Below are 14428 nucleotides of genomic sequence, written 5' to 3'. Positions count from 1 at the left end.
TTAATTTAGCCGTATAGCGATAAAAAGCGGCTGTTGGCCGCTTTTTATTTTGGGTTAAAGCTCTTTGGCTTTTTCCTGCATTTTGATCACATCCTTGAGGCGCTGCTCGAGAATGGCATTGGTCTGGTATTCGTTTTTAGTCATGCGAATACCGTGACGCAGGTGCTGAAGGGCTTTATCGAAGACGCCATTGAGAATGTAGTACTCGGCGCGGGCCTCATGCACTCCGACGATGTCCCCAGCGAGTCCATGGGTCTCCGCCAGCAGATACCATACGGAGGGGTCTTTCTTGCGTATGCGGCTATATTTGGCCAACAGGCGCTCCGCAGCCAGGTAATTGCCGGCTTTAAAGTGGGCATTGGCGAGGCCCATGATTAGGGCGTGATCACCAGGGTTGCGGTCAAGTGCATGCTGCAGACGCTGGGTGGCACTGGAATAATCTTCCCGCACCAGGTCGATGTCGGCTCGCGCCAGTACAAAGGCGGCCTTTGAAGGTTCTTTATCAAGCAGCGGCTGAAGGGTATCCAGGGCTGTATCTGGTTTACCCGCGGCAAGCTGCGCCAAGGCCAGGCCATAGCGTGCGGCGTCTTCATTGTCATTGATGCCGTTTAGCTCGGCATTGAAGCGTTTTACAGCTTGTTGGGGGGTTGGCTCTCCGGCCAGGCGAATACGGGCGCGCATCAGATGATAGTCCCGGCTATCACTCGGAGGTACTTTTGTCATGCGCTGGGAGCGGAGCTTGGCATCAGCGATACGTTTTTCTGTCACTGGGTGGGTGAGCAGGAATTCTGGTGGGCGGCGGTAGTAGCGGGTTGCCTTGAGCATTTGTTCGAACATTTCACCGGCGGCTTCCGGATCGCGCCCGGATTTGGCCAGGGTTTCGATGCCCACCCGGTCTGCTTCCTGCTCATTCTTGCGGCTGAAGCGTAGCTGGTTATCCAAAGCTGCAGCTTGGGTGGCAGTCATGGCAGCGAGACCAGCTTCGCCACCGGCAGTGGCGGCGAGTACCAGGGCGCCGAGCATGCCAGCCAGAGTGGGGATGGTACTGTTGCGCTGGGCTTCCAGTGATCGCGCGTAGTGCCGCTGACTGAGGTGCCCGAGTTCGTGGGCGATCACCGAGGCGAACTGGTCTTCATTTTCGGCAAATAGAAAGAGACCGGTATGGATACCCATAATCCCACCGGGAACAGCAAATGCGTTCATGGTTTCATTGCTCACCACGACCACATCGATATTCTTGTCTTCCAGTGGGCTGTATTCCGCCAGCCCCTTTACGGTTTGCTCAACATATTGTTGGAGCAGGGCATCAGAGGAGGTTTTCACTTGGCTGCGGAACATACGCAGCCACATTTGCCCCAGCTCTTTTTCCCGTTGGCGCGAAACTACCCCGCTAGTGCTGTCGCCCAGCTCCGGTAGACGTATTTCCTCGCTGTCTGCGGTGGTGGCGATCGGGGTGGCGCCGAGTAGCAGGCCTATACCCAGCGCCCTAAGGCCGGTGCGGAATCGCTGCGTTAGAGGCGCTTTGTTACAACGGCGAGGCAGGGTCTTGTGGGAATCAGTCATCTCAATTACTGCTCGGTCTGTCCGTGAAGGATCTATAGTCCAACTCTATACGCAACCCTATTGAACTGTCGAGGTTTGGACTCAGTGGAGCACAAATGGTTCAGCTTTGCGCCACGTAGAGGGTTAAAAAGGGTAAAGCTTTGTGGGTGTCTGGCGCAGATTACGCGCTATAATCCGCGGCAATTCAAAGCGTGTGACTGAATAGCCAATGGCAAAAATCCCCACTGAGACAGTGCGAGAACAACCGCTTCCAGATTGGGACGCGGCGGAGAGGGTGGATGCGCGGAATTTGCCGTGCCCCCAGCCCCTGTTGGCCATGCGTCGCGCCCTGCGCGAGTATGAGGTGGGAACTCTTTTGTGTGTGATAGCAACAGATGAAGCTTCCTGGCGCGATTTTCACAGCTTTGCCGCCTTGAGCGGTAGGTCGCTACTGCGCGCAGAGCGGCGTGATAATACCTTTCTATATTGGCTGTACGCTGGCAAATGATGAACCAATCCCGAGAATCCATGTTATCGATTGTTAAAGGCTGGGTGAATCGCTACTTCAGCCAGGAAGAAGTGGTGCTGCTGGTGCTGCTTCTTACTGTAGCTCTGGTGGTGCTGGCCACACTCGGGGTGGTATTAGCGCCTGTACTTACGGCTTTGGTAATAGCCTTTTTAATGCAGGGCATGGTGCAAAAGCTTAAATCCTGGCGGGTGCCCCACTGGATGGCAGTAACACTGGCTTGCCTGGTGCTGGTGGGCGCCATCGTTGCCTTACTGTTTGTAGTGCTACCAATTATCTGGCGCCAGCTAGTGCGGCTGGGTGCGGAGTTGCCGAATATGGTTCAGCGTGGGCAGGAACTTTTACTGCTGTTGCCTGAGCGATACCCACGCCTGATTTCAGCGGCGCAGATCGATGAGATTTTTAACTTACTGGGCAGTGAGTTGGGTGGCATAGGTCAGACCCTGCTAGCCTTCTCCCTGACCAACCTGCCAATTTTTGCCGGATTGTTGATTTATGTGGTGGTGGTGCCGATCCTGGTGTTTTTCTTCCTCAAGGATTCCGATCAATTGATCCGCTGGTGCACCTCCTTCTTGCCAAAGGAGCGTCCGATGATGCATCAGATCTGGCATGAGATGAACGACCAGGTGGCAAACTATGTGCGCGGTAAGGTGGTAGAGATTGGCATAGTAGCAGCGGTCAGCTATGCCGCTTTTCTACTGTTAGGGGTGAATTACGCCTTACTGCTCGCGGTAGCAGTAGGGTTCAGCGTGTTGATTCCCTATATCGGCGCTGCGGTAGTGACGATTCCAGTGGCGGCCATAGGCTTGTTTCAGTGGGGGTGGAGCAATGAGTTTTTCTACTTGATGATCACCTACGGCATTATCCAGCTGCTCGATGGTAATGTGTTGGTACCGTTGCTTTTTTCTGAAGCTGTCAACCTTCACCCAGTGGCAATTATTCTGGCAGTTTTGTTTTTTGGTGGCATCTGGGGGTTCTGGGGTGTCTTCTTTGCTATCCCTCTGGCGACTTTGCTTAAGGCCATTATGAGTGCCTGGCCTACCAGTGAGCACCAGGCTGAGTGGGAGGCGAGGCGAATATCGGATTAATTATCTGATTTGGGTATTTAATCGATATCTTTTCTTTGTCTGTAGGTCGCGGCATTTGCTAGAATGCCGCGCTTTCTTTATTTGGTCCCTTCAAATAGGTGAGAGCCCATGAGCCTGGCTGACAAAGTCCTAGCGGTCAATAATGACCTGCCTATCCGCACTGACAAGCCCATCCACAGTGGCAAAGTTCGCTCCGTTTACTGGCTGACCGAGGCCGACAGCCGTCGCCTGATCGAGGAGAAAGGTTATCCGGTAGCGCCGGACGCGCCTCTCGCAGTGATGGTAATTTCTGATCGTATCTCTGCATTCGACTGCATCTGGACCGGTGAAGGCGGTATGCGTGGCGTGCCTGGCAAGGGCGCGGCATTGAACGCTATTTCCAACCACTGGTTCAAGTTGTTTAAAGAACAAGGCCTGGCCGATAGCCACATTCTGGATATTCCGCACCCGCTGGTGTGGATCGTACAGAAGGCACGCCCGGTTATGATCGAAGCGATCGCCCGCCAGTACATCACTGGCTCCATGTGGCGTTCCTATCAGAAGGGTGAGCGCGAGTTCTGCGGGATTGAAATCCCCGATGGTCTGCAAAAAGACCAGAAGCTGCCAGAGCTGCTAATTACTCCCTCCACGAAAGGTATTCTCAAGGGCATCCCCGGTGTGCCGGAAGCAGATGATGTAAATATCACCCGCAAGAATATTGAGGACAATGTCGAGGCATTTAACTTCCGTGATTCGGGAGACATTGACCTGTATGAAAAGCTGCTGAAAGAGGGCTTCGATGTAATTTCTACGGAGCTTGAAAAGCTTGATCAAATCTTCGTCGACACCAAGTTTGAGTTCGGTTACGTGGCCGATGCCAACGGTGAAGAAAAACTGATCTACATGGATGAGGTGGGCACCCCGGATTCCTCTCGTATCTGGGACGGTGAACAATACCGCGCTGGCAAGGTTGTGGAAAACTCCAAAGAGGGTTTCCGTCAGGCCCTGTTAAACCACTTCCCGGATTCCGATATCCTTCTGAACAAAGACCGTATGGGTGAGCGTCTGGCTCTGGCCCGTGATAACGAGTTGCCCGAGTCTATGCTGATGGATCTCTCCGCCACCTACGTGGGTATTGCCGAGAAAATTACCGGCAAGGAACTGGAGATTTCAGAGAACCCCAAAGAAGAGCTGCTTGAAGTTCTGCGCAAGGATTACGGCCTGGTCGATTAATCCAGTTCTAGTCGAAAAAACCGGCGCTGGCGCCGGTTTTTTTGTTCCTGCAGTTCCGGCTTGGCTCTTAGGGCTTTGCAATTTTCTACCCGCCATAATTCGTCATTTTTGCTCCTTACTTTCGCCCGATTCGTTGCCGTGTTTCGCCTGCTTCCCTGTTTTTAATAACCCCAGTTAATTAAAAAGTGGAGGGAATTTTGTGAACAGGGTGATGTTGTTCGGGCAACGCTTTCACAAAGATGATCTGATGCTGCCGACAGAGGAATACTATCGCCGCCGTCAGCGCAGCGGTGGTCTGGGCCGCTGGATATTGTTTATTGTGGTGGTATTGGCGGTAGTAATCGCGGCTATTGGTGCAGAGGTGAACGCGCAAGAACTGCCCGGTGAGGTGGACACTGATGCTGCCTTCTTGGAAACGGTTACCCTGGATGAGGTAAAGGCTGGTGACTTGTTATTTACCGGTGCTGAGATGGGCCGCTATATTCCCGCAGTACACCTAGCGAGCCAAGTCAAAATAGTTATTCGCGGACTGGTTGCAGATGTACAGCTACAGCAAAAATTTCAAAATACCAGCGATAATTGGCAGGAAGCCATTTATGCATTACCACTGCCAGAACAGGCGGCCGTTGCCAGGTTACAAATCCAGTTAGGCGAGCGCTTGATTGTCGGAAAAGTGCGTGAACGCAAGCAGGCGGCGAAGATTTATAAGGCTGCCCGTGCGGCGGGCAAGCGCGCAGCCTTACTGGAGCAACAACGGCCTAATTTGTTCACCAATAAGGTTGCCAATATTGCACCGGGAGAGGTAGTGCAGGTAAATATCCGCTACATCCAACCGGTGACTTACGATGGGGGTACGTTTTCCCTACGTATGCCTACTACGCTAACACCCCGTTATATCCCAGGTGAGTCTGTCCCTGTGCATGCGCTTGGTGGAGATGAGTTGAATCTGGTAACACAACATAATGGCTGGGCCCTACCGACAAATCAGGTACCGGATGCCCCGGCCATTACCCCACTAATGCAGCCGGCTGAGGAGCTTCACGCTATTGGCAGCCATAAGATGGCTATTGAAGTGGAGTTGCATAGCGGTCTGCCACTGGCACAAGTCAGCAGCCCCTATCACAAAATTGATGTTGAGGATCAAGAGGGCGGGCGCTACGACGTCCATCTGCGAGAAGGAGCGGTGAGTATGGATCGGGATTTTGTCCTGCGCTGGCAGCCGCATGCCTCGGCCCTGCCTCGCGCCGCCCTGTTCAGTGAGAGGATCGATGCTACTAGTGAGAAAGCTGGAACCTACTTACAGGTGATGTTACTGCCGCCCGATGACGGTATTCGCAGCCAGCGCCTGCAGCGGGAAGTGGTTTTTGTAATTGATACCTCTGGCTCCATGTCCGGCAATTCCATTCGTCAGGCTAAGGAAAGCCTGACACTGGCACTTGCTCGCCTGAGTGCGAATGATCGTTTTAATGTGATCGCATTTAACAGCGCTAGCCGTGCCCTTTTTCCACGCCCTGTAGTGGCAAGTGCGGAAAATATCCGTCGCGCACGGCAGGAAATAGAAATCTTGAATGCAGAAGGTGGCACAGAGATGGCACCGGCTCTGCGCCTGGCTTTGGAGCAGCAGTTACCGGGCGATATCAACCTGGTGCACCAGGTGGTTTTCATTACTGACGGGGCGGTAGGGAATGAACAAGCGCTGTTTGAGGTAATTCACCAGCACTTAAATAACACCCGTCTTTTCACTGTGGGGATTGGCTCGGCACCCAACAATCATTTTATGCGCAAGGCTGCGCAGTTTGGGCGAGGTGCCTTCGTCACCATCGGAGATATTACTGAAGTGCGTGAGCGTATGCACGCCCTGTTCACCAAGCTTGAAAACCCCGTGGCCACTGACCTGCAGCTCAGCTGGCCTGAGGGGTTAGTAGCGGATGCTTACCCCAAGAGAATTCCGGATCTTTATCGTGGTGAACCCTTACAACTGGTGGCCAGGGTAGAGGGCGGTAATTTTCAGGGGGAAATCAAGCTACGTGGGCGTATGGCAGACAAACAGTTTGTGCGTAAGCTGGATTTAAAAGTCGATGAATCTGGACATGGTGGCAGTCTTGGAAGCCTGTGGGCGCGCAGCAAAATTGAATCCTTGCGTGACCAGCAGATGCAGATCGGTGAGAGCAGTGATACTGGCCAAGTATTGCGTGAACAAATTTTGCAGCTAGCCCTGGCGCACCAGCTGGCTAGCCCTTATACCAGTTTTGTTGCTGTAGAGGAGAAAGTGGTTCGCAATGAAAAGGATAAACTCGCCCGCGGCCCGGTTACCAATGTGGTGCCTCGAGGGCAGGTGCTGCAGCGCCAGGCTTACCCCAGTACAGCGACTGGAGTCTATACCCAACTGCTTGCTGCCCTGGGATTATTCAGCTTTGCAGCATTGTTAAGTCGCGGGCGTAAGCTTCGCAGCAACATGGTGCATCAATTGCGCCACCTGTTGCGCAAGGTAATGCCGGATGTGCGCTGTACCCAAAATAGCTTTGAAGCCCGGCCTGGGGGAGTTCATCCGTGATCCGCCCCCTGCTTTTCCTGGTGTGCTTCGTGGCGGGGTTATGGCAGCTGGGTTCCGCTGCCTGGTTGCTGGCAAAGGCACAGTTGGCTCAGCTACTGATTGTCAGTGCCTGGGAGGAGCAGTTGCAGGGTGGGGCTCCGCAAAAGCCCTGGCCCTGGGCGGATACTTGGCCTGTGGCCAAATTGAAGCTGGAAGGACAGTCGCCATTAATTGTTCTCGCCGGAGGTAGTGGGCAGGCGCTGGCTTTTGGCCCCGGCTTGTTGTCGGGTTCAGGGAGCCCAGGGGAAAACCGCACTACAGTGATTGCGGCTCATCGGGATACTCACTTTGCAGGATTGGACCGTGTCAGGCGAGGTACCTCCATTTATCTGCAAGATAAATACGGACGCTGGCATACTTACCGGGTTTCGGAGATGCGGATTGTGGATAGCGAGAGCGAACGCCTGCCGGTCTTTGCCGAGCGCGGGTTAATGCTGGTGACCTGTTACCCCTTCAATGCCCTGGCGGCGGGTGGTCCCCTGCGCTACTTGGTCTACGCTGAATATCAATCCGGCGGGGAGCTGGTTCAATTGTGACTGGCACCATTATTTAGGACTCGATTTTGTAGTTCGTTTTCTGGAATTTTCCATTAAATATTCCAGTAAAATAGTGATTAGACGAATAATCGTTTTGCCTTTTTGTTTTATTTGTTACTAACTGTCCTATCTGGAATTTTTTTGTAGTAATACTACAATCCCCTCCGCTAACAACCGGGATTAGGGTTTTGCCCGCCACACTGTGCGGGCCCCGGAACAGATAATCACAGTCAAACTAGGCCCCGCGGCAACAGATAGCGCCGCTTTTCCTCTCCGCCAGAATCGAGTGAAGAATCACATACTTTGCATTTGCGCCAACAAAGTTGGTGAATTGGCGGAACCAAGAAAAAAGGAAGCTTTTTTTGCCCGCGCTGTAGTTTGCCCGCGTACCGATTTTTGAGAAATAGACCGACTCGACGTCGCCTAATTCGCCGAGGAGCACTTGATGCACGAAGATACCGATAACCTCGAAACGCAGGAATGGCTGGATGCGCTGCAGGCGGTTATCCGCTACAGCGGCAAAGAACGCGCAGCCTTCCTTCTGAAGCAGTTGTCCGATCGCGCTACTGATGTAGGCGTACAGCTGCCCGCGGCTATCACCACACCCTACCGCAATACCATTCCGCCCAATGCGGAAAAACGCATGCCCGGCGATCTGTTTATGGAGCGCCGTATACGCTCTCTGATCCGCTGGAATGCCCTGGCGATGGTAGTGCGCGCTAACCAGAACAACGACCATCTCGGCGGCCATATCTCCAGCTTCTCTTCTGCGGCTACTCTCTACGATGTGGGCTTTAACTATTTCTTTCGCGGTAATGAGGGCGAAGAGCGCGGTGACCTGATTTTCTTCCAGGGCCACAGTGCGCCGGGCATTTATGCACGTTCCTACCTCGAGGGGCGCTTCGATGAAGAGCAGCTGGACAACTTCCGTCGCGAAGTAAATGGCAATGGCCTCTCCTCTTACCCGCACCCTTGGCTGATGCCGGAGTACTGGCAGTTCCCCACGGTTTCCATGGGATTGGGGCCGATCCAGGCGATTTACCAGGCACACATTATGCGCTACCTGTCTGCCCGCGGCCTGTCCCCGCGCGGCGATCGCAAGGTGTGGGCTTTCCTCGGTGACGGCGAGTGTGACGAGCCGGAAACCCTGGGCGCAATTTCCCTGGCGGGTCGAGAGCAACTGGAAAACCTGGTGTTTGTGGTCAACTGTAACCTGCAGCGCCTGGACGGCCCAGTTCGTGGCAACGGCAAGATCGTGCAGGAGCTGGAAGGCGTATTCCGCGGTGCCGGCTGGAACGTTGTCAAAGTACTCTGGGGCCGCCTGTGGGATCCGCTGCTGGAGAAAGATGATAAAGGCCTGTTGCAGAAAGTCATGGACGAAGTGGTCGATGGCGAGATGCAGAACTTCAAGGCCAACGGTGGTGCCTATACCCGTGAACACTTCTTCGGCAAATACCCGGAGCTGTTGGAGCTGGTTAAGGATATGTCCGATGATGAGATTATGAAGCTCAATCGCGGCGGCCACGATCCTTACAAAGTTTACGCAGCCTACGCGGCGGCTATGGCCCACAAAGGGCAGCCCACTGTAATCCTGGCGCAAACGGTTAAAGGCTACGGCCTGGGCTCCGCCGGTGAAGCGGCGATGGATACTCACTCCGTGAAGAAGCTGGACCTGGATTCCCTCAAGCGTTTCCGCGACCGTTTTGCCATTCCGCTCACCGACAAAGAGTTGGAAGAAGTGCCTTACTACCGTCCATCTCCGGACAGCCCGGAAATGAAATATATGGCGGAGCGTCGCAAGGCCCTGGGTGGTCCGGTTCCCCGTCGCCCGGTTGAGTGCCCGAAATTGGAAATTCCCGGTCTCGACGCATTTAGCGCACTGACTAAAGGCTCCGGTGAGCGTGAAATCTCCACCACCATGGCATTCGTTCGCGCCATTGCCGCACTAGTAAAAGACAAGAATATCGGCAAGAACATCGCGCCGATCGTTCCCGATGAAGCCCGTACCTTTGGTATGGAAGGCCTGTTCCGCCAGCTGGGTATCTATTCCTCCCAGGGGCAGCGCTACACCCCGGTGGATCACGGCCAGATCATGTATTACAAGGAAGACAAGAAAGGCCAGGTGCTGGAAGAGGGCATCAACGAAGCTGGCGCTATGTCCGCCTGGATGGCGTTGGCCACTGCCTACAGCAACCACGGCGTGCCGATGGTGCCTTTCTATATTTACTATTCAATGTTTGGCTTCCAGCGCGTGGGCGACCTGGCCTGGGCCGCTGGAGATATGCAGGCACGCGGTTTTCTGATCGGCGCCACTGCCGGCCGCACCACCCTGAACGGTGAGGGTCTGCAGCACCAGGACGGTCACAGCCACGTGCTGTCCTCCACTATCCCCAACTGCCGCAGCTATGACCCAGCCTACGGTTACGAGCTGGCAGTGGTTATGCAGCGCGGCTTGAAAGAGATGTACGAGGAGCAGAAGAACCTCTTCTACTACATCACCATCGAGAACGAAAACTACCTGCAGCCGGAAATGCCCCAGGGTGTGGAAGAAGGCATTATTCGCGGTATCTACAAGCTGCAGTCCAACGTCAAGAAAGGCGCCAAGGGCAAAGCGGCGAAAAAGCATGTGCAGCTGATTGGTGGCGGTACTATTTTGCGCGAAGTACTGGCAGCGGCGGATATCCTCGCCGACCAGTTCGGTGTGACTTCTGACGTGTGGAGCCTCACCTCCGCCGTTGAAGCTGCCCGTGAAGGTCAGGATGCGGCGCGCTGGAATATGCTGCACCCGGAAGCTGAGCCGCGCAAAGCCTGGATCACTGAGCAGTTCGAAGGCAACACGTCTCCCGTTATCGCCTCCACCGACTACATCCGTTCCTATGTGGAGCCACTGCGCGAATTTATCGACGGTGAACTGACCACCCTGGGTACCGATGGTTTCGGCCGCAGTGACAGCCGCGAGCAGCTGCGCCGCTTCTTCGAAGTGGATCGCAACTACGTGGTAATCGCCGCACTGAACGGCTTGGCCAAGCAGGGCGTTATTGATGCGAAAGAGGTTGCGGAAGCGATCGTGAAGCTCAATATCGACGCCGAAAAAGTTAACCCACGCATCAGCTAAGAGAAGGCAGAACTCCTATGGCAAAACAAGTCATTAAAGTGCCTGATCTCGGTGGTGCCGATCAGGTGGATGTGATTGAAATTACTGTTGCTGTCGGCGATACCGTCGCGCAAGAGGATTCACTGATTGTGGTGGAGGGCGATAAAGCCTCCATGGATGTCCCAGCCCCAGTGGCTGGCAAAATCCTCAGCATCAGCGTGAAAGAGGGCGATAAGGTCTCTGAAGGCGATGTGATTGGGGAGATCGAAACCGATGTAGCGGAAGCGCCGGCAGAGGAGCCCGCTGCGGCACCTGCCAAGGAAGAAACTGCACCGGCGGCCGAGCCCGCAGCTGAAGCCCCTGCGGCAGCAGTGAGCGGTGAGCCGAAAGAGGAAACGATCCAGGTCCCGGACCTGGGTGGTGCCGATGCAGTTGATGTGATCGAGATCAGTGTACAGCCCGGCGATGCGGTCGAAGAGGGCGACTCCCTGATTGTGGTGGAAGGCGATAAAGCCTCTATGGATGTGCCTTCCCCCAGCGCCGGTACTGTGGTCTCTATCGCCGTTAAGGAAGGTGATAAGGTTTCCACTGGCGATACCCTTGGTGTGTTGAAAGTAGTTGCCAAAGGCGCCGCCGAGCCCGCGGCTACAGCTGCAGCCCCTGCAGCGACAGCGCCTGCCGAGAGCGCGCCACAGCAGGCATCTGCGTCTGTTGAGCCCCCGGCAGTGCCGCAAAAAGATCATCAGCTGGAACGAGATTTTACCGCCGCAGCCCAGGTTTACGCCGGTCCTGCCGTGCGCAAACTGGCGCGGGAGTTGGGCGTTACCTTGAACAAGGTGAAGCCCACGGGTCCCCGCAACCGGGTCTCCAAGGATGATCTGCACAACTATATCCGCGAACAGGTGAAGAAGGCTGAGAGCGGTGCCGTTGGCGTAGGCGGTGGAATCGGTATTGCCAAGATGCCGGATATCGACTTCAGCCAGTTTGGCCCGGTGAACGTGGAGCCGATGAGCAAGATCCACAAGATCACCGCTGCCAACATGTCGCGTAACTGGCTTAATGTGCCCCACGTCACCCAGTTTGATGATGCGGATATCACTGAGCTGGAAACCTTCCGCAAGTCCATGAAGGCCGAGGCGGAGAAGCGCGGAGTGAAGCTCACCCCAGTGCCTTTCCTGCTGAAAGCGGTAGCCGCAGCCCTGCGCGCAGAGCCCAGCTTTAATGTATCCCTGCACAATGATGGCGAGCACATTGTGCGCAAGGACTATGTACATGTGGGGATGGCAGTGGATACGCCAAAAGGCTTAATGGTGCCGGTTATCCGCGATGTGGATAAAAAAGGCTTGTACGAGCTGGCGGCCGAGGCCACTGAGATGGCCCTGAAAGCCCGTGATGGCAAGCTGAAACCCAACGAGATGCAGGGTGCTTGCTTCACTATCTCCAGCCTGGGGGCTATCGGCGGCACCGGATTTACCCCGATCGTCAATTCTCCGGAAGTGGGTATCCTCGGAGTATCCAAGCTGGCGATGAAGCCGGTCTGGAACGGTAAGGACTTTGAGCCCCGGCAGATGTTGCCCTTGGCGCTCTCCTACGATCACCGCGCGGTAAATGGCGGAGATGCCGGACGCTTTATGACTTATTTGGTCAGCGTGCTGGCAGACGTGCGTCGACTGTTGCTGTAAAGGTTCCAGAGTCATTACCCTAAAAAAGCGGCCTTTGGCCGCTTTTTTATTTTTCGAGCTGCCTTATGTAGCTATTGCTTTTAGGTATGCTCGCCTATGCAGTGGGGTGGAAGGAAAATGACGTTTAAATTCACTTAAAGATGAATTATGCGAATAAATGACTTGGCGCCAACTGGCTGGAAATTCCCTGGCAACTAGACTCAGAGAAAGACAACTATCAACGCAACACTGAAAATGTGGAGTGTCGGATCATGAGACCTTCAGGGAAATTCGCCTTTCCTGTCGTATCGGCACTGGTGATGCAGGGTTGCTTGTTTTTGCCGGCTGAGGAAGTGGAGGGTGAAGATCCATTCTTCTTTGAGACTGGCACAGCCAGGCAAGGCGAGAGTTTTGTTGATGCCGGCGCCCATCACTCCCGACTTCGGCCACCTATAACGGTCGGTTTTCAGTGTGAGGAGAGTTGCGAGGATAGAGTGTACGATTCCTCTAGTTGGTTTTTCCCGATACTGAGGGTGTATTAGCCTCTGTGGGAATCCGCATGGAGATCGCTACAGCATAACCCGGTCTTTTACCGAAGTACGCGAAGTCAATTTCGCGTGGTACCGATACGGAGAAGTGCCCATGCAAAAATCCCCGATAGTAATTTCATTGTTTACAACGAGCTTGTTATTGGCAGCTTGTGGAACACCAGATACACGCAATCAAGTGGTTTACCCTTACAGTCCACCTACACCGCGCCATCTGGATTACCGTGCTTATCCTGCCCCTTCGTCACACGTGCCCGCAGCGCCCCCATCACGTAAATCCAGTTATTCCAGTTGTCCCGGAGATTCTGAAGAGCTAGCGCCCGGTTCTATTTGTCCACCCAGTGCTCGTTGTATAGATATTTCTGGCGGAAGGCGATGTATCTCTTATGAAGAGTAAAATTATACTGCCTTTGATATTTGCGCAGTTGCTCGGCGGCTGCGCCGACGGCTTTTGGCAGGATTTGTGTGGCGACCCGGTTTATTACACTTATAAGCGCAGCCCAGTACCACCCGATGAAATTACGGCTTTCCCGCGTTTTTGTCTTGTGGGCGACCCCTACATGGGTGAACTTGAAAACTGCATTGCCGCCGGTGTGCACTGTTACCAACTAGATACTGGCGACTGGTGTGCGGGACCTTATTCGCCATTTGTATTGAGCTACAGTTTTTACTAGCACCGGATGCGTGCAGCTTTATTTGATTCAGGTTTGGGTGGTTTAAGAATACTTAAATATTAAGTTTACTCAGGCTATAGTAATTAGATTTTAAGCAAGGACTTTAAACTGTCTTTGATGGTCGTGCCGATATAGTGCTTTAATCCATTGAATGTATTCTTGATGTTAACCTCATGGTAATAATCATATCCTAGTTCTTTTAATAGTACGTGAATATTCTTTGTAACACCTATGGCGAACCAGCTGCAGGGAAAGGAAATAATGCAGGGCATCTCTTTATTTTTAAGCTGGATTTGCCCCTGGTCAATGCAATTTACCTGATTGAGAAGGTTAAAGCTTCCGTCTGAGAGGTCAAAGTTATAAAAGAGCTTGGACTTGCCGTCTATTCCAATGTGTTCAGGCGAATGGTGTGTGTAGTATTCCCTTATCATTTTTTGGTCATCGCTATAGTCGGGATACATCTCCTTAATGACTGAAAATAGATGACTTAATGTTTTTACTTTTCCTATAAATATACCCGTTGAAAATATGGTGTTTCCTGCAAAGTACTTTCGCTCGAAGAAACCCTGTGTTCCACTATGTTGGTGGTCATTTGAGAATACTATATCTCGGTCAAAAGAATAAAATTTACTCTCGAGTTGATGAATGGCCGGTAAGATTATTGAATCGAAACCATCAAAATAACAGAGGATATCTTCTTCCGGTAGAGTCTTGCAGAAAGGGAGAAGCAGATCGATTTTTGTGGAAAAATTTTCCCATGGTTGTTCTTGACCGAGTATGGTGAGTGAAACCCCATTGCGTTTGGCGGATTCCTGTAGAACAGGGAACATTCTTTCAGAGTGAGTGGCAATAGTGACGAGGTGTAACATTTCAGGAACAAGACTACCTGGGTTCCATGGCCTTAATCGTTGACTGGTGAATTCCAGCTGCTGAAGCAAGTCTAGTCCAAGGTTT

12 protein-coding genes are annotated in these 14428 nt (G+C 53.4%); 10 read left to right on the top strand and 2 right to left on the bottom strand.

Annotated elements, in window-relative coordinates:
• Positions 1-54 precede the first annotated feature (54 nt).
• A complete protein-coding gene (locus P3339_RS19400; protein ID WP_020411972.1) occupies positions 55-1563 on the bottom strand; it encodes a M48 family metalloprotease in 1509 nt (502 codons plus the stop codon).
• 208 nt (positions 1564-1771) lie between these two features.
• On the opposite strand from P3339_RS19400, the gene P3339_RS19395 reads away from it, so the two are divergent.
• The 10 genes from P3339_RS19395 (at position 1772) to P3339_RS19350 (ending at position 13474) form a co-directional block, all read left to right on the top strand.
• Positions 1772-2050 carry a sulfurtransferase TusA family protein gene (locus P3339_RS19395; protein ID WP_020411973.1) on the top strand — a complete coding sequence of 93 codons (279 nt, stop codon included), beginning with the start codon at positions 1772-1774 and terminating at the stop codon, positions 2048-2050.
• A 20-nt stretch (positions 2051-2070) separates the two neighbouring features.
• Positions 2071-3156, top strand: a complete 1086-nt coding sequence (locus tag P3339_RS19390) for an AI-2E family transporter (RefSeq protein ID WP_040628242.1) — start codon at positions 2071-2073, stop codon at positions 3154-3156.
• 108 nt (positions 3157-3264) lie between these two features.
• Positions 3265-4368, top strand: coding sequence for a phosphoribosylaminoimidazolesuccinocarboxamide synthase (locus tag P3339_RS19385; RefSeq protein WP_282951622.1), 1104 nt, complete (start codon positions 3265-3267; stop codon positions 4366-4368).
• 199 nt (positions 4369-4567) lie between these two features.
• Positions 4568-6922, top strand: coding sequence for a marine proteobacterial sortase target protein (locus P3339_RS19380; protein ID WP_282951621.1), 2355 nt, complete (start codon positions 4568-4570; stop codon positions 6920-6922).
• Positions 6919-7497 (top strand): class GN sortase, encoded by a 579-nt coding sequence (locus tag P3339_RS19375; protein ID WP_282951620.1) that lies wholly within the window; start codon positions 6919-6921, stop codon positions 7495-7497. Before P3339_RS19380 ends, P3339_RS19375 begins: the two co-directional genes overlap by 4 nt.
• 445 nt (positions 7498-7942) lie before the next feature.
• Positions 7943-10612, top strand: a complete 2670-nt coding sequence (aceE, locus tag P3339_RS19370; RefSeq protein ID WP_020411978.1) for a pyruvate dehydrogenase (acetyl-transferring), homodimeric type — start codon at positions 7943-7945, stop codon at positions 10610-10612.
• Between the two features lie 17 nt (positions 10613-10629).
• Positions 10630-12273: a dihydrolipoyllysine-residue acetyltransferase gene (gene aceF / locus P3339_RS19365; protein WP_282951619.1), complete on the top strand. Its 1644-nt coding sequence runs from the start codon at positions 10630-10632 to the stop codon at positions 12271-12273.
• 251 nt (positions 12274-12524) lie between these two features.
• Positions 12525-12794 carry a hypothetical protein gene (locus P3339_RS19360; protein ID WP_282951618.1) on the top strand — a complete coding sequence of 90 codons (270 nt, stop codon included), beginning with the start codon at positions 12525-12527 and terminating at the stop codon, positions 12792-12794.
• A gap of 100 nt (positions 12795-12894) precedes the next feature.
• Positions 12895-13197, top strand: coding sequence for a hypothetical protein (locus P3339_RS19355; protein ID WP_157533342.1), 303 nt, complete (start codon positions 12895-12897; stop codon positions 13195-13197).
• The gene (locus P3339_RS19350; RefSeq protein ID WP_020411981.1) at positions 13187-13474 is read left to right on the top strand and encodes a hypothetical protein; all 288 of its coding nucleotides are present in this window, start codon (positions 13187-13189) and stop codon (positions 13472-13474) included. The genes P3339_RS19355 and P3339_RS19350 overlap by 11 nt, the downstream gene beginning before the upstream one ends.
• A gap of 83 nt (positions 13475-13557) precedes the next feature.
• Here the strand turns inward: P3339_RS19350 and P3339_RS19345 are convergent, their stop codons facing one another.
• The gene (locus P3339_RS19345; protein ID WP_282951617.1) at positions 13558-14412 is read right to left on the bottom strand and encodes a glycosyltransferase domain-containing protein; all 855 of its coding nucleotides are present in this window, start codon (positions 14410-14412) and stop codon (positions 13558-13560) included.
• Between the last annotated feature and the right edge of the window lie 16 nt (positions 14413-14428).

Source organism: Microbulbifer sp. MLAF003, assembly GCF_030012965.1.
In the GTDB taxonomy this organism is placed as follows: domain Bacteria; phylum Pseudomonadota; class Gammaproteobacteria; order Pseudomonadales; family Cellvibrionaceae; genus Microbulbifer; species Microbulbifer variabilis.
The sequence above is the reverse complement of the archived record's forward strand: the minus strand, read 5'-3'. Positions and strand labels throughout refer to the sequence as shown.